Genomic DNA, 15,185 nt, shown 5'->3' on the forward strand with positions numbered 1-15,185 from the left:
GGTCTACGGCTCGATCGGTTCGATGCCGAAGTCGTCGAGCGGGTCGATGTCCGCGAACGGGTCGTAGCCGCCGTACGAGGACTTGATGTAGTAGCACTCCCCGTAGCGCGTCCCCGCGCCCATGCTCCAGTTGCCCTTGAAGGGGACGACGCCGCTGTCGGTGACCGCCTGGACCACCACCGTGTAGTCGCCGGACGGGAGCGTGATGCTCTCGGTCGGCCGTGTGCGGTAGTCCGTGCAGTCGTCGCCGTAGTCGCCGGGGTCGATCCGCACCTTGCCCGTCGTCGGGCCCGTCCACAGCACTTCCAGCGTCTCGGCGGAGCCGTTCTCGACGACGACCTGAGCCGAGCCGCTCCCCGAGGAGCCCGAGGAACGCGGCTGCTCCAGCTTGCCGCCCGTCGTCGCCTTGATGTCGTCGATGATCTTCAGCTCCCGGCGACGGTCCGCGGCACGTCCCGCGGCCTCGTCGATGCGGCTGACGAGGGTCTCGGCCCTGCCGGCCGCGGGAGTACCCGGGAAGTCCGCCCGGAGCTGCCCGGCCCGGGACCGCGCCTTGTCGAAGAGGCCGGCGTCGTAGTCGCGCGGATCGTCCCGGACGCTCTCGCGGGCGCGCGAGAACAGGTCGCTCGCGCAGTCCAGGAGGGCACCGGGAAGCTCGCGGCGGGCCGTCGCCGACACGTCCGCCACGACGTCCTCGTCGCGATCGGCGAACCATTCCAGGGTCTCGGACATCTCGCAGTCGCCGTCCGCGCCGCCGACGGCGTCGTCGTACATGGCGCCGACCCTGCCCGGGACCTCCCTCGCGGCCGCGAGGCCGGACCCGGCCACCGTCGTGAGCTCCGCGACGGCGGCCTCGCGGTCGCCGTGTCCCGCGAGCCGGTCCGCGTTGTCGAGGCGCGCGAGCGCCTGCTCGTCGGCGGCGCCGGCGAACCGGACGCCGTCGCGGGCGAGGTAGTCGTCGTACGTGCTGACGGCGCGTTCCGGGTCGGACCGCTGGGCGCGGGCGTCCTGCAGGATCCAGCAGGCGCCGGTCTCCTGTCCGACCTCGTCGGCGGGGGCCGTCAGGTTGTGCCGGAGGAAGCCGTCGGACAGGTTCCCGAGGTCCTCGATGGCCTGCTCGCAGTCGCCCTGCGTGTGCGCGTCCCGCGCGGCGCCGAGCGTGCTCGCGGCCGCGGTGTTGTAGACGCCCACGGCGGTCAGGCTCGCGACGACCAGCACGACGGCGGTCGTGGCCGCGACCGGGACGGGCCACCGGCCCCGGCCGGGAGCCACCACCGGGACCGGGCCGGCGAAGTAGGCGCCGGGCGGCACCACGCCCGGCGGCACGGCCGCGGGCGAGCGGCGCCCGCCGAGCACCGCGGCGGCGACGACGCCCACCAGGATCCACGCCACCGGGAAGACGATCCCGCCCACCCCGCCGTCGGACACGAACCACCAGATCACCAGGCCCGCCACGTGTGCGACGGCGAGCCACGGGAGGCCCAGGAACAGGTATCCCACGCCCAGGCCGCTCAGGTTGAGCGCGGCAGCGAGGAGGGTGGAGCGCAGCGGGGTCATCACAGGGCCTCCCGGTCGATGGTGCCATCGTCACAGGAGGTCAGCGGGACCCCTCCCGGCCCCAAGGAAATCATGTGCGGGGGATCCCGCACCAGCCTTCCCGTCAGGCGAGTCGTGCCGAACCCTGGCACGCTTGACCACATGTCCGACGAACTCTGGCTCGTCCGTCACGGTCCCACCGAATGGAGCGAGAACGGCAGGCACACGTCGTCGACCGACCTGCCGCTCCTCCCGGAGGGCGAGAAGAAGGCGATCGCCCTGCGGCAACGGCTGGACGACGTCGAGTTCCGGCAGGTCCTCACCAGCCCGCTGATCCGTGCGCGGCGCACGGCCGAGCTCGCGGGACACGAGGACGCCGAGGTCGAGCCCGCCCTCGCCGAGTGGAACTACGGCGAGTACGAGGGGCTGACCACCCCGCAGATCCAGCAGTCGGTACCGCACTGGTCGGTGTGGACCCACTCGTGCCCGGGCGGCGAGAACGCCGACCAGGTCGGCGCCCGGCTCGACAAGGTGGTCCAGCGCGCTCGCGTGTGCGGCGACCAGCGCACGCTCGCCTTCGCCCACGGCCATTCGCTGCGCGTCCTGGCCGCGCGGTGGCTCGGCCTGCCCGCCACCGAGGGCCGCCTGCTCCGCCTGGACACCGCGACGATCTCGGTGCTGGGGTACGAGCACGCCAGGCCGGTGATCCTGCGCTGGAACTGCTGAGTCCCGCGCCGCGGCGTCGTCGTACCCGCTGTCCCTCGCCCCCGGAATCCGCCGTTCTCCGGCGCCTGCTGTCTCGCGGCTCGGCGAACCGGTACATTTCCCCGGACACGTGCGAGCGACACCCGAGCACACGAGGACAGGAGCGTTCATGAGCACCCACGCGCCGGTACGGGACGCCGGCCAGGAGGCCGGAAGCGCGGAGCCCGCGGGCCCCGCTGCCGAGGCCAGAGACACCAGCCGGGCTGCCGGACCGGGTGCCGGACCCGATGTCCGACACAATGGCACCGTGACCGACGACGTGACCGACCCGACCGCAGACACCTCCGGCCCCCGGGGCTGGGTCCGCGACGCCGGCGACGCCGCCTGGCGCCTGCTCGGGATCGCGGCGGTGATCGTCGGCGTCGTCTATCTGATCAGCCTGGTGCAGATCGTCTTCGTCGCGGTGTACCTCGCGCTCGTCCTGACCGCTGTCCTGCTCCCCCTGGGCAACTTCTACGACCGCGTCCTGCCCCGCGGCCTCGCGATGTTCGCCTCGCTGCTGACGCTGCTCGTGGTCGTGGGCGGCCTGACGACCTACGTCGTCTCGACGATCGCGAGCCGCTGGGCGGACCTGTCCGAGCAGCTCACCTCCGGCCTCGACGCGCTCGCGAAGCAGCTCCCTTTCGACGTCCCCACCAGCGACGAATGGCTCGGCGAGGCCGGCACCTGGTTCGAGGCGAACAGCGGCGCCGTCATCGACCAGGCCCTCGCCGGGGCGAACCTCGCGGGCACGGGCGCGACCGTCGTCGTCCTGGCGATGTTCCTGACGATCTTCTTCCTCAGCGGCGGCGACCAGATCTGGCGCTGGTTCGTGGCGCAGCTGCCCGTCCGTCTCCAGGGCAGCTGGGAGGCCGGCGGCGACGCCGGATGGCGCACCTTCTCCGGGTACACGCGCGGCATCGCGTTCGTGGCGCTGGCGGACGCGACCATGGCCGGGATCTTCCTGAGCATCATGGGCAACCCGCTCGCGCTGCCGCTGACTGTCGTGGTGTTCATGGCGGTGTTCGTGCCGATGATCGGCCCGGTCGCGGCCATCGTCATCAGCGCGGTGGTCACGCTCGCGACGGGCGACATGCAGGCCGCGATCATCGTCGCCATCGGCATGACGGTCATCGCGCAGATCGACGCCAATGTGCTGCAGCCCCTCATCACCGGCAAGCAGGTGAACCTCCACCCCGTGGCGATGGCGCTGGCCATCACCTGCGGCACGGTGCTCGCCGGCCTTCTCGGCGCGGTGATCGCCGTGCCGCTCACGGCGGTCCTGTGGGCGGTGTTCCGCCGCCTGCGGCGGCCCGACACGGATGACGAGGTCACCGCGGACGAGATCGCCGACGACGCCGCGGGCGCGCCGACGCCGCACGCCGACCGCCCGGCGGCCGGGCAGTAACGTGGCGGTCATGGGACTCTTCACGCGTCTGCCCGACAACGTCGGCCGGGCTCTGCGGACCTCCGGCGTCGGCAGGCCGCTGGCCCGGGCCCGGCTCGCCGGCGGATGGGCCTTCGCCGCACGGAGCGAGCTGGTGGTCGTCGAGGCGGGCGACGTCGTCGTGCGGCGCGAGTGGTGCGACGTCGACCGCGCGGCGGCGGATCCGGAGACCGGCACCATCACGGTCGAGTGGGTCGACGGCTTCGCGCCCCTTGTGCTGCGGCTCGTGCCCGGCGTGCCCACGACGTTCCCGCAGACGCTGCGCGAGCGCGTCCAGTGGTCGGTCGTGCACGCGGCCCCGGTGGAGCTGCCGCAGGGCCGCTCGGCCCGGGTAGCGATCCGGCGCAGGGCTGACGGCGAGATGTTCTCCCAGGTGGTGGGCGGTGCGGACCTGAACCTGGCGGACCCGGGCGTCGCGGCCGCGGTGGACGCGGCGGAATCCGCCGCCCGCTCCGCCGTCGGCCTCCCCGCCTGAGCAGCTGCCCCCTGACCTGTCGCGCCCGGAACCCTCCGGCCGCGGCAGGTCAGGGGCACCCGATGTTGTGATGCAGGTCGCTTCCGCGGCGGCGGATTTCGGTTCGAGGACACCGCGAGGGACCTGCTACTCTTTTCCAGGTCGCAGCCCGGGGCACCGGGTGAACGGCCTTGATCCCCCGTAGCTCAGCTGGCAGAGCGTCCGACTGTTAATCGGCAGGTCACTGGTTCAAATCCAGTCGGGGGAGCACACAGAAACCGTGGGCCGGAACTCGTCGAGTTCCGGCCCACGGTGCTTGCTACGACGGCCCTGGGATCAGTTCCCGCCGACCGCGTCCGTGCTCCGGGCGAACTCGTGCGTCGCATGGCCGATGGCCTTGGACATGATGGTCAGCGCCTCGGTGTCGACGTTGGTGAGGTCGTCGGCGGCGGAGTGGTAGTTCGGGTCGAGCGGGATGCCCGCCGTACCGCCGAAGATCGCCGCCTCCTGATCCGTCTTGATGGCGTCCGCGCCGGTGAACAGGCCCGACGCCGGGATGCCGGCCAGGATGAAGCCCTGGTAGTCGGAGCGGCCGGAGAACGGGCTGTCGACCCACGGCTGGTCGCCCGAGTCGAAGTAGCCGGTGAACGCCGCCTCGACGGCGGCGGAACCCTCGGGAACCGTGACGGGCGCCTCGTACGTCGACTGGTCGGCGTCGTACACCCCGATGGTGTAGTTCGGCGAGCCGATCATGTCGAAGTTCATGTACAGCGCGATGTCGTCCTGCTCGGCGGCGGACAGGCTCGCCACGTAGTGGTTCGAGCCCTGGAGCCCGAGCTCCTCGGCGCCCCACCAGGCGAAGCGCACCTTGTTCGGCAGCGCTTCAGCCCGGCCCACCTTGGCCAGCTGGATCGCGGTCTCCAGGATGCCGGCCGAGCCGGTCCCGTTGTCGTTGATGCCCGCGCCCTCCTCGACGCTGTCGAGGTGCGCGCCCAGCATGACGACGTTGCCCGCGTCGCCCCACGAGGTCTCGGCGAGCACGTTGAAGGTCTGCTTGGTCTCCTCGACCGCCTGCAGGTCGAAGAACGCCTGGAGCGCCGGGTCGGCGGCCCGCGCCGCCAGGATGGCCTCGCCCTCCGCCTGGGTGACGCCGACGGTCGGCGCGAGCGCGGGGTCCGACCCGCCGAGCGTGCCGTTCAGCGTGCCGGCGGTGTTGTTGTAGATGATCACGGCCGCCGCCCCGGCCGCCGCGGCGGTGCGGGACTTGGCGCCGAACGTGCAGGTGCCGCGCTGGATCAGGGCGATCTTGCCGGCCACGTCCACGCCGGCCCACGGGTCGCCCGAGCCGCCGTCGGCCACGGCGCAGCCGTTGGCGATCGCGGGGACCACGACCGGCGCGGTGACACCGGCGTCCGGCGTGCTGCGGGAGTAGGTCATGGCGATCGGGTCGAGCTCGACGCCCGGCACGGTCACCGACAGGTCGGTCACCGTGAACTGCTCGACCTCGAAGTACTGCCGCTCGGTCTCGTAGCCGGCCGCGCGCAGCCGCCGCTCCACGTACGCGCCGCTGGCCTCGTAGCCGGGCGTGCCCATGGACCGGTTGCCGCCGTTCTCGTCGGCGATCTCCTGGAACGCCTCCAGGTGCCGCACGACCCCGTCGGTCCGGATGCGGTCCTCGAGCGAGGGCGGGACCTCGGGTGCGGCCACGGCCGGTGCCGTGACCGTCGTTCCCAGGACCAGGCCCATGGTGGCGAGCACGGGAATCCATCGGGTTGCCTTCACAACTGCCTCCTGTGTGTCAGGGGTGTCCTCGCGACTGCACGTCGTCGTGCCAGGCGGTCGCGTTGCTCGCGATCGTAGGTGCACTTCGCGTGGCATGCGCCACAGAGGAGGTGATTTCACCCGGTGCCCCGGGAATAGCACGTGCCCCGGGCAACGTTCCCCCGGGCGTGCACACCCTGATCCCCGGCGACGCCGGCGCCGCCGCATGACGTCCGCGTCCACGCCCGCCGTGTCCGCCGGACCCGGCGCCCCGGTCACCCTGCGCGGCGTCGGCCTGCGCTCCGAGCGCGGCCCGATCCTGGGCTCCCTCATGCTCGCGGCCGCGCTGGTCGCCCTCGACGCCACCATCCTGGCGACCGCGGCCCAGACCATCGCCCGCGAGCTCGGCGACTTCGAGCGCCTGCCCTGGCTGTTCTCCGTCTACACGCTCGCGCAGGCGGTGAGCGTGCCGGTGTACGGGCGGCTGGCGGACGTGCTCGGCCGCAAGCGGATGATGCTGGCCGGGATCGTGCTGTTCCTGCTGGGCTCGGTGCTGTGCGGCGTGGCCGGTTCCATGACCTGGCTCATCGTCGGGCGCGTGGTGCAGGGCCTCGGCGCGGGCGCCGTCATGCCGATGTCCATGACGATCGTGTCCGACGTCTACACCCTCGCCGAACGCGCCAAGACCCAGGGCTACATGGCGAGCGTCTGGGCCGCGGCCTCGGTCGTCGGGCCCGCGCTCGGCGGCGTGTTCTCGCAGTTCGCCTCCTGGCGGTGGATCTTCTGGATCAACGTGCCGCTGGGCCTGCTCGCGGCCGTCATGCTGTGGCGCAGCTTCCACGAGCCGGAGCGCGACGGCGCCCGCGAGCCCATCGACTACGTCGGCGCGGCGCTCCTCACCGCGGGAAGCACGGCCCTGCTGCTCGGCCTGCTGGAGGGCGCCTCGCTCGCGCTCCCGTTCACCGTCGGCCTCTACGCCCTGGCGGCGCTGCTGCTCGGCGGGTTCGCCTGGTGGGCGCTGCGCACCGCGCATCCCGTCTTCGACCTGCGCGTGCTGCGCCGCCGCGTGATCGGCGCCTCGACCGTCGCGGGGTTCATGGTGGGCGTGATCGTGCTCGGCCTGTCCACCTACGTCCCGATCTACGCGCAGGGGGTGCTCGGCGCCACGCCGCTGGCCGCCGGGTTCGCGCTCGCCGCGATGACCATCGGCTGGCCGCTCACCGCGACGTTCTCCGGCAACTTCTACCTGCGCATCGGGTTCCGGGCGACCGGCCTGATCGGATCGTCCCTGGTGCTCGCCGGCTCCGTGCTCGCCGCCCTGCTCCTGGGGGAGCACGCCGCCGTCTGGCAGGTCGCCGCGACCACGTTCCTCATCGGCGCCGGGATGGGCATGACGGCCGTCCCCACGCTCATCGCCGCGCAGACCAGCGCGCCCTGGCACGAGCGGGGCGCGGTCACCGGGCTCAACATGTTCTCCCGGTCGATCGGGTCCGCCGTCGGCGTGGCCGTCTTCGGCGCCGTCGTCAACGCGCTGGCGGCGATCGGCGCGGACGGGACACCCACGGGCCCCGGGCTGGCCCACGCGATGACCCTGGTGTTCACCGCCACGGCGGTCACCGCGGCCCTGCTCCTCGTGGCCGTGCTGTGCATGCCCGGTGACAAGCCGGAATCCCCTGGTGCCTGACGGCACCACTACGGTGGTGGGCGTGGAAGAGCCAGTTCTGCCCGCGCCGTCGTCGTACACGGTCCACGACGTCGAGCGGTGGGTCACCGAACCGCCGAAATCGGTCGCCCGCTCGCCGTTCGAGCGCGATCGCGCGCGCGTCGTGCACAGCTCCGCCCTGCGCCGCCTCGGCGCGAAGACGCAGGTGCTCGGGGCGGGTCACGACGACTTCGTCCGGACCCGGCTCACGCACTCCCTCGAGGTCGCGCAGGTGGGCCGCGAGACCGGCCGCAGCCTCGGCTGCGACCCCGACGTCGTGGACACCGCCTGCCTCACGCACGACCTCGGCCACCCGCCGTTCGGGCACAACGGCGAGACGGCGCTGGCCGACCTCGCCGAGTCCATCGGCGGGTTCGAGGGCAACGCCCAGACCCTGCGGCTGCTGACCCGCCTCGAGCCGAAGATCTTCGCCGACGACGGGCGCCCGGTCGGCCTGAACCTCACGCGCGCCAGCCTCGACGCGAGCGTGAAGTACCCGTGGGCGTACGGCGCCGGGCCCGAGCGCCCCGACGGGCAGCCGAGCCGCAAGTTCGGCGTCTACCCCGACGACCTGCCGGTCTTCGACTGGCTGCGCTCGCGCGCGCCCGTCGGCGTGAAGTGCCTGGAGGCACAGGTCATGGACCTGGCCGACGACGTCGCCTACTCCGTGCACGACGTCGAGGACGGCGTGGTGGCCGGGCGCATCGACCTGGACCTCATGGCGCACGCCGAGGAGCGGGCGCGCGTCGCCGAGCACGTGCGGTCCTGGTACGGCACGTGGTACTCGGCCGACGCGATCGACGCGGCCCTCGGACGGCTGCAGGACTACCTGCGCGGCGAGGGCTACCTGCTGCGCGCCTACGACGGGTCGCGGCGGTCGCGCGCGTCGCTCAAGGACATGACGAGCCAGCTCATCGGGCGGTTCGTGGACGCCGCGGTGTCCGCGACGCGTGCCGAGTACGGCGACGGGCCCCTGACCCGCTACGCGGCGCGGCTCATAGTGCCGGAGCAGACGGAGCTGGAGATCCTCGCGCTCAAGGGAATCGCCGTCACCTACGTGATGGCGCCGCGCGGGATGGAGCGGCGCTACGAGCGCGAGCGGGAGATCGTCACGGAGCTGGTGCGGGTGCTCGCGGAGCGCGCGCCCGACGAGCTGGAGGGCCCGTTCGCCGCGGACTGGAAGGACGCCGCGGACGACGCCGCCCGGCTGCGCGTGGTGATCGACCAGGTGGCGTCGCTGACGGACCTGTCCGCGATGGCGCTGCACGTACGGCTCACGCAGCCGGGCAGCTGAGAGGCGACGCGCGGGCGCGCCCGGCGTCGTCGGACAACCGCACCTAAATGATTCGTCCGCTACCGCGGCGCGGACGCGCCGTTCCACTCTGGCCGGAGGCTTGTACCGACAAAGGAGTGGAAACAAGTGACAGCGATGACGAAGAAGGTCACGCGGGTGCGCGCGGTGGTCCTCGCCGCCGTGCTCGCGTTGTTCGGGGCGATGCTCGTGGTCGTGGCCGACCCGGCGCCCCAGGAGGCCAAGGCCCACGGGACCACGTTGTTCCCGATGTCGCGGTCGTACACCTGCTATCGCGACGGCGTGGACAACGGCAGCGGTGGCGGCCTGAACCCGCAGAACTCGATGTGCAAGGCGGCCCTGGACCAGTACGGCAACTACGCCTTCTACAACTGGTTCGGCAACCTGGTCTCCAACGCGGCGGGCCAGCACCAGACGGCCGTCCCCGACGGCAAGCTGTGCGGCGCGCACGCCGAGTTCGCCGGCATGCGCCCGGGCGGCACGGCCTGGCCGGCGACGTCGGTCCAGTCGGGGCAGACGGTCACCTTCCGGTACGCGGCATGGGCCGCCCACCCGGGCAAGTTCATGCTGTACGTCACCAAGAACGGCTGGGACCCGAGCCAGCCGCTCAAGTGGTCGGATGTCGAGCCGTTCCACACGGCGGTCAACCCGCCGAAGCAGAGCGGGCCGGAAGGCGCGGAGTACTACTGGAACGCGCAGCTGCCGTCCGGCAAGTCGGGCCGTCACATCATCTTCTCGGTCTGGGAGCGCTCGGACAGCCCCGAGGCGTTCTACGACTGCTCCGACGTGAACTTCGGCGGATCCACGTCGTCGCCGTCGCCGTCCCCGACGCCGTCCCCGACGGCCGTCTCCCCGTCACCGACGCCGTCCCCGACCGCGGTCTCGCCGTCGCCGACGCCGACGCCGTCCAACCCGGGCCTCGCCTGCACCGCGGCGGTGACCGTCGTGAACTCGTGGAGCGGCGGCTACCAGGCCGACGTGAAGGTGACCGCGGGTCCGAGCGCGATCTCCGGCTGGACGGTGGGCCTCACCGGCGCCACCGTGAGCCAGGTGTGGAACGCGACGCAGTCCGGCACCTCGTTCAAGAACGTCTCGTGGAACGGGAACCTGGCGGCCGGGCAGTCGACGAGCTTCGGCCTCATCGCCTCCGGCTCGCCGAGCACGGTCTCGGCCACCTGCGCGCAGGGCTGAGCACCGACAGCTAGCTGGGACAACGACAGAGCCCCTGGTCACGGTTTCCGTGACCAGGGGCTCTGCGCTGCCGTGCGGGGCCGTGCGCCCCGGGCGGGGCTCACTTGTTGTTGCTGATCCAGCTCAGGCCGCCGGGCAGGTTGATCGAGTGCTTCTTGGTCCTGGAGTTCCACGTCCAGAAGCCGAGCTTGAAGCTCATCGACGACAGGCCCTTCTGGGTGATGTTGAACTTCAGCGGCCCGAGCGCGAGCCTCTTGCGGTACCGGATGTTTCCGCCGAACATGGCGACTGCCCACTCCCTCTCCAGCGATGTGCCACGGACCAGGACGTCCACGGCTGAACTCTGGGCAAAGAGTATCGGTCCGATGTACAGCGACAAATCCAGGTATTGCGTCGGCGCGTCGCCGGCCGCCGGAGCGCCTGCGGAAGGCCCGGCCCGGGCGTCCCCGTCGCCGCATAGACTCGTGGCCGTGGCGGGGATCATCAGGCGTGAGGACGTGGACGAGGTCCGCGAGCGCGCGCGCATCGAAGAGGTGATCTCGGCCCATGTCACGCTCAAGCCGGCGGGCGTCGGCTCGCTCAAGGGACTGTGCCCGTTCCACGACGAGCGCTCCCCCAGCTTCAACGTGCGCCCCAGCGTGGGGCGCTACCACTGCTTCGGCTGCGGCGAGGGCGGGGACGTCTTCACGTTCCTGATGAAGATGGACGGCATGGGGTTCGCCGAGGCCGTCGAGCATCTCGCGGCGCAGGTGGGCGTGCAGCTCCGGTACGAGGACGGCGGCCCGCAGCGCCCCCGGGACGAGCCGGGCAAGCGGCAGCGCCTGCTGGACGCGCACCGCGTCGCCGCGGAGTTCTACGCCGAGCAGCTCATGACGCCGGGTGCCGCGCCCGCCCGCCGGATGCTCGCGGAGCGCAGCTTCGAGCGCGCCGACGCGGAGCTGTTCGGCGTCGGCTACGCGCCGCAGGGCTGGGACAACCTGACGCGCCATCTGCAGGGCCGCGGCTACACGCGCGACGAGCTGCTCGCCGCGGGCCTGGTCAGTCAGGGCCAGCGCGGCGTCTACGACCGCTTCCGGGGTCGCGTGGTGTGGCCCATCCGCGACGTCACGGGCGGGGTGATCGGGTTCGGCGCCCGCAGGCTGTACGACGACGACCAGGGGCCCAAGTACCTCAACACCCCCGAGACGCCGCTGTACAAGAAGTCGCAGGTGCTGTACGGGATCGACCTGGCCAAGCGCGAGATCGCGAAGGACAAGCAGGTCGTCATCGTCGAGGGCTACACCGACGTCATGGCGGCCCACCTGTCGGGCGTGACCACGGCCGTGGCCACGTGCGGTACTGCCTTCGGCGCGGACCACGCGAAGGTGGTGCGCCGCCTGATGGGCGACACGGCCGTGGGCGGCGGGCTGCAGCTGCGCAGCGGCACGTCGCTGGGCGGGGAGGTCATCTTCACGTTCGACGGCGACGAGGCGGGCAAGAAGGCCGCCAACCGCGCCTACAGCGAGGACCAGCGCTTCTACGCCCAGACGTTCGTGGCGGTGGCCGACGACGGCATGGATCCCTGCGACCTGCGCCTGGCCCGCGGCCCGGAGGCCGTCAAGTCGCTGGTGAAGGGCCGCGTGCCGCTGTTCCAGTTCGTCATCCAGACGGACCTCGACGGCTTCGACCTCGACACGGCCGAGGGCCGGGTCGGCGCGCTCCGCACCGCGGCACCGCGCGTGGCGGGCATCCGCGACAGCGCGCTGCGCCCGGAGTACGTCCGCATGCTCGCGGGCTGGCTCGGCATGGACGAGCGCACGGTGGGACGCGAGGTACAACGCGCGGCGAGCACGCCGGCGCGCGACTCCGGCCCGGACCGCTCCTCGGGGACGACGACGGCCGCCGGGCGCGGCACCGCGGGGACGGGCGAGCCTCGCGGCGGGGAGGCGCCCGCGCCGCCGGGCCTGCCGGCCCCGGACCCGCGGGACCCCGTGGCGCGCGCCGAGCACCTCGCGCTCGCCGTCGTCCTGCAGTATCCGCAGCACGTCCCCGAGACCTTCGACGAGCTGGGACCGGACGCCTTCCTGACCCCGGCGTGGCGGGCCGTGCACGAGTCCGTCGTGGCCGCCGGCGGAGCCGTGACGGGCAAGGCCGTGGGCCCGGCCGCCTGGGTCGACGAGGTCCTGGACCGCGCACCGGACGTCGTCGCCCCGCTGGTGACGCGACTGGCCGTGGCCGACCTCCCGGAGGACCGCGAGGCGGCCATCCCGGGGTTCGTGGAGGGCGTCGTCCGCGGCCTCGTCGACCTCGGCCTCAACCGCCGCATCGCCCAGGCCCGCAGCCGCCTCCAGCGCCTCGACCCCTCGGCGGACTTCGAGGCCTACCAGGCGGCCTTCGCCGAGCTCACCCGGATAGAAAGCACCCGCCGGGCCCTCCGCGAGACCGCGTGAGGAGCGCCCGGCGGGGCTGTCCCGGGGCGCCTCAGCCCTTGACGGCGCCCGAGGTGAGGCCGCCGACGATGTACTTCTGCAGGAAGAGGAACAGGATCACCACCGGGACGGCCGCCAGGACCGCGCCCGCGGAGAAGAGGCCCCAGGGGGCGTTCCGCTCGTCCGAGGCCCACTGGTAGAGGCCGACCGCGAGGGTCAGGCGGTCCGGGGACTGCAGCACCGTCTTGGCGATGATGAACTCGCCGAACGTGCCGATGAAGCTCAGCAGCCCGACCACCGCCAGGATCGGGGAGACGAGCCGGAGGATGATCCCCCAGAAGATCTGGGCGTGGCCGGCGCCGTCGATCTTCGCGGCCTCGTCGATCTCGCGCGGGACGGTGTTGAAGAACCCGTACATGAGGAACGTGTTCACGCCGAGCGCACCGCCCAGGTACACGGCGATGAGCGCCAGCGTCGAGTTCGTGCCGAGCGCCGGGATCACGTCTCCCAGGGTCAGCAGCACCAGGAAGATCGCCACCACCGCGAGCATCTGCGGGAACATCTGCACCAGCAGCAGGGCCGTGAGCGACGCCTGCCGCCCGGCGAACCGGAACCGGCTGAACGCGTAGGCCGCGGCCCCGCCCATCAGCACCGTCCCGATCGCCGACACGCTGGAGACCACGAACGAGTTCCCGAACCACAGCCAGAAGTTCGTGCCGAACAGCTCGGCGTAGTTGTCCCCGCCCACCTCCCGGAACAGCTGGTTCGACCCGGTGAACGTCCCGGACGGGTTGAGCGACGCCGAGATCACGTACAGCAGCGGCACCACGCAGATCACGACCATCACGAGCCCGACCACGTGCCGCCAGCCGATCTCGGCCCACCACGCCAGCCCGCGCGGGCTCGTGTCGTGCCGGATCGTGTACCGGTCCGCGCGGCCCGACGCCGCGTCGCGGCCCGACGCCGCCCGATCTGCCCTCGTCACCGCGCTCATCAGAGTTCCTCCAGGGTCCGGGTGCGGCGGAATCCCAGCCACGAGATGACGCCCACGATCACGAAGATCAGCAGCGACACCGCGCTGGCCAGGCCGTACTGCTTGACGCCCGACTCGAACGCCACGGAGTACACCATCGAGATGAGGATGTCGGTGTGCCCCACGAGCACGGGCGCGCCCTCGAAGTGGGGCCCGCCGCCGGTCAGCATGTAGATCAGGGCGAAGTTGTTGAAGTTGAACGCGAACGACGAGATCAGCAGCGGCGCCGTCGACACCATGAGCAGCGGCAGCACGATCGAGCGGATGGTCCGCAGGCGGCTCGCGCCGTCGACCCGCGCGGACTCGACGACGTCGCCGGGGATCGACTGCAGCGCGCCCGTGCACACGAGGAACATGTACGGGAAGCCCAGCCACAGGTTCACGGCCAGCACCGAGAACTTGGCGAGCAGCGGATCGGTCAGCCACGGCACGTCGGCGCCGCCCAGCAGGACCTCGTTGACCCAGCCGAACCGCTCGTTCAGCATCCCGCGCCACACGAGCGTGGCGAGGAACGCCGGGAACGCGTACGGCAGGATCAGCAGCGCGCGGTAGACCTTCCGGCCCTTGACCCGCGGGTCGTCGAACACCATCGCGAGGAACAGTCCGAGCCCGAACGTCGTGATCACCGACAGCGCCGCGAACGCGAACGTCCACACCAGTACCTGCAGGAACGGACCGGCCAGGCCTTTCTCGGTGAAGATCGCGGTGAAGTTCTCGAGGCCCACGCCGACCCGCCAGCCTGGGGTCAGCGCCTCGCCGCCGGCCGAGACGAAGTTGCCGTGGTCGTCCGGTGCGTAGGTGGCGCCGCTCCTCGAGTCGGTGAACGTGTCCGTGGCGTCGTCGTACACGAGACGCGGCGCGGCGACGAAGCCGAGCGAGCCGTCCTGCGTCCGCAGGCCGCCGTCGGCGGGATCGTCGGAGAACGGGACGCGCAGTTCGGTGATCTCCGCCGAGCGCTCGACGAGCGCGGCGAAGTCGAGGGTGGTCCAGCCGTCGACGGCGGTCACGCGGGCGCCGTCGTCGGATCCCGCGGCGGGTTCGAGCGGCGTATCGGCGTCGCCGACGACCGCTTCCCCGTCCCGCAGGATCGCCAGCCCCAGCTCGCCGTCGCGTTCGACGACGGTGACGGGATACGTCGCCGAGCCCTCCACGCGCCGCTCGTTCTGCGCGGAGATCGCGGCGATCGCGTCCTGCTTCGTGGAGTTGTGGCCGTCCCCGTAGTTGGTGAACGCCACGTACCCCGTGTACAGCATGACGAACAGCTGGAACGCCAGCAGGAACAGCAGGCCCGGGTACAGGTACTTCCCCGGCAGCATGCGCCGGCTGAAGTACACCCAGTCCGCGGCCGCCACGGCGAGCGCCAGGAACACCGCGACGCCCCACGAACCCACCACGACGGCGCTCCAGGCCCCGTACAGGCCCAGGGCGTTCACCGCCGCCATCAGGATGATCTTCACGTACCAGCCCGGCCCGACGCGGCGGGCGTGGGAGTCGCTCCCCCGCCCGGTGCGCGCGGCCGGACCTCCGAGCGGAACCTCGGTCATCGTCGCCTCTTCGTCAGTCGCGGGCCCGTGCCCGGCCCGGCCACCGCTGATCC

Annotated in this window: 12 protein-coding genes and 1 tRNA gene; 8 read left to right on the forward strand and 5 right to left on the reverse strand. The window is 72.1% G+C overall.

The genetic code is table 11. The features are described 5' to 3' along the window. Positions 1 to 3 precede the first annotated feature (3 nt). The gene (locus ABD208_RS13640; RefSeq protein ID WP_344103749.1) at positions 4 to 1,557 is read right to left on the reverse strand and encodes a hypothetical protein; all 1,554 of its coding nucleotides are present in this window, start codon (positions 1,555 to 1,557) and stop codon (positions 4 to 6) included. Positions 1,558 to 1,698: 141 nt separating this feature from the next. Here ABD208_RS13640 and ABD208_RS13645 point away from each other — a divergent pair, with 141 nt between their 5' ends. The 4 genes from ABD208_RS13645 to ABD208_RS13660 all read left to right on the forward strand — a co-directional run bounded on the left by ABD208_RS13645 (position 1,699) and on the right by ABD208_RS13660 (position 4,449). After that, positions 1,699 to 2,262 (forward strand): histidine phosphatase family protein, encoded by a 564-nt coding sequence (locus tag ABD208_RS13645; protein WP_344103751.1) that lies wholly within the window; start codon positions 1,699 to 1,701, stop codon positions 2,260 to 2,262. 286 nt (positions 2,263 to 2,548) lie between these two features. Continuing rightward, entirely contained in the window at positions 2,549 to 3,688 is a 1,140-nt protein-coding gene (locus tag ABD208_RS13650; RefSeq protein ID WP_344103753.1) for an AI-2E family transporter, read from the forward strand. Between the two features lie 10 nt (positions 3,689 to 3,698). Further along, the gene (locus ABD208_RS13655) at positions 3,699 to 4,202 is read left to right on the forward strand and encodes a hypothetical protein (RefSeq protein WP_344103755.1); all 504 of its coding nucleotides are present in this window, start codon (positions 3,699 to 3,701) and stop codon (positions 4,200 to 4,202) included. A gap of 174 nt (positions 4,203 to 4,376) precedes the next feature. Beyond that, positions 4,377 to 4,449, forward strand: a tRNA-Asn gene (locus tag ABD208_RS13660). Positions 4,450 to 4,517: 68 nt separating this feature from the next. Here the strand turns inward: ABD208_RS13660 and ABD208_RS13665 are convergent. Further along, on the reverse strand, positions 4,518 to 5,963 hold the full coding sequence (locus ABD208_RS13665; protein WP_344103758.1) for a M20/M25/M40 family metallo-hydrolase: 1,446 nt from the start codon (positions 5,961 to 5,963) through the stop codon (positions 4,518 to 4,520). A 205-nt stretch (positions 5,964 to 6,168) separates the two neighbouring features. On the opposite strand from ABD208_RS13665, the gene ABD208_RS13670 reads away from it, so the two are divergent. From ABD208_RS13670 to ABD208_RS13680, 3 genes are all read left to right on the forward strand, one after another. Beyond that, a complete protein-coding gene (locus ABD208_RS13670; protein WP_344103761.1) occupies positions 6,169 to 7,626 on the forward strand; it encodes an MDR family MFS transporter in 1,458 nt (485 codons plus the stop codon). Positions 7,627 to 7,648: 22 nt separating this feature from the next. Continuing rightward, complete coding sequence (locus ABD208_RS13675) at positions 7,649 to 8,938, forward strand: deoxyguanosinetriphosphate triphosphohydrolase (RefSeq protein ID WP_344103764.1); 1,290 nt, start codon at positions 7,649 to 7,651, stop codon at positions 8,936 to 8,938. A 135-nt stretch (positions 8,939 to 9,073) separates the two neighbouring features. Beyond that, the gene (locus ABD208_RS13680; protein WP_344104160.1) at positions 9,074 to 10,147 is read left to right on the forward strand and encodes a lytic polysaccharide monooxygenase auxiliary activity family 9 protein; all 1,074 of its coding nucleotides are present in this window, start codon (positions 9,074 to 9,076) and stop codon (positions 10,145 to 10,147) included. A 100-nt stretch (positions 10,148 to 10,247) separates the two neighbouring features. On the opposite strand, the gene ABD208_RS13685 is transcribed toward ABD208_RS13680, so the two are convergent. Then, positions 10,248 to 10,481, reverse strand: coding sequence for a DUF4236 domain-containing protein (locus ABD208_RS13685; RefSeq protein WP_344103766.1), 234 nt, complete (start codon positions 10,479 to 10,481; stop codon positions 10,248 to 10,250). Between the two features lie 136 nt (positions 10,482 to 10,617). On the opposite strand from ABD208_RS13685, the gene dnaG reads away from it, so the two are divergent. Then, complete coding sequence (gene dnaG, locus ABD208_RS13690) at positions 10,618 to 12,576, forward strand: DNA primase (protein WP_344103769.1); 1,959 nt, start codon at positions 10,618 to 10,620, stop codon at positions 12,574 to 12,576. A 31-nt stretch (positions 12,577 to 12,607) separates the two neighbouring features. On the opposite strand, the gene ABD208_RS13695 is transcribed toward dnaG, so the two are convergent. Next, a complete protein-coding gene (locus ABD208_RS13695; RefSeq protein WP_344103772.1) occupies positions 12,608 to 13,549 on the reverse strand; it encodes a sugar ABC transporter permease in 942 nt (313 codons plus the stop codon). Continuing rightward, positions 13,549 to 15,132 (reverse strand): ABC transporter permease subunit, encoded by a 1,584-nt coding sequence (locus ABD208_RS13700; protein ID WP_344103774.1) that lies wholly within the window; start codon positions 15,130 to 15,132, stop codon positions 13,549 to 13,551. Before ABD208_RS13700 ends, ABD208_RS13695 begins: the two co-directional genes overlap by 1 nt. Positions 15,133 to 15,185: the final 53 nt, after the last annotated feature.

Origin of the sequence: Myceligenerans crystallogenes (assembly GCF_039529775.1) — a bacterium.
GTDB classification, from domain to species: Bacteria; Actinomycetota; Actinomycetes; order Actinomycetales; family Cellulomonadaceae; genus Myceligenerans; species Myceligenerans crystallogenes.

What these genes read in the sequence shown, in the direction of transcription:
- ABD208_RS13640 (WP_344103749.1), bottom strand. Translation starts at nt 1,557, where the DNA reads ATGACCCCGCTGCGCTCCACCCTCCTCGCTGCCGCGCTCAACCTGAGC.
- ABD208_RS13645 (WP_344103751.1), top strand. Translation starts at nt 1,699, where the DNA reads ATGTCCGACGAACTCTGGCTCGTCCGTCACGGTCCCACCGAATGGAGC.
- ABD208_RS13655 (WP_344103755.1), top strand. Translation starts at nt 3,699, where the DNA reads ATGGGACTCTTCACGCGTCTGCCCGACAACGTCGGCCGGGCTCTGCGG.
- ABD208_RS13670 (WP_344103761.1), top strand. Translation starts at nt 6,169, where the DNA reads ATGACGTCCGCGTCCACGCCCGCCGTGTCCGCCGGACCCGGCGCCCCG.
- ABD208_RS13680 (WP_344104160.1), top strand. Translation starts at nt 9,074, where the DNA reads ATGACGAAGAAGGTCACGCGGGTGCGCGCGGTGGTCCTCGCCGCCGTG.
- ABD208_RS13695 (WP_344103772.1), bottom strand. Translation starts at nt 13,549, where the DNA reads ATGAGCGCGGTGACGAGGGCAGATCGGGCGGCGTCGGGCCGCGACGCG.
- ABD208_RS13700 (WP_344103774.1), bottom strand. Translation starts at nt 15,132, where the DNA reads ATGACCGAGGTTCCGCTCGGAGGTCCGGCCGCGCGCACCGGGCGGGGG.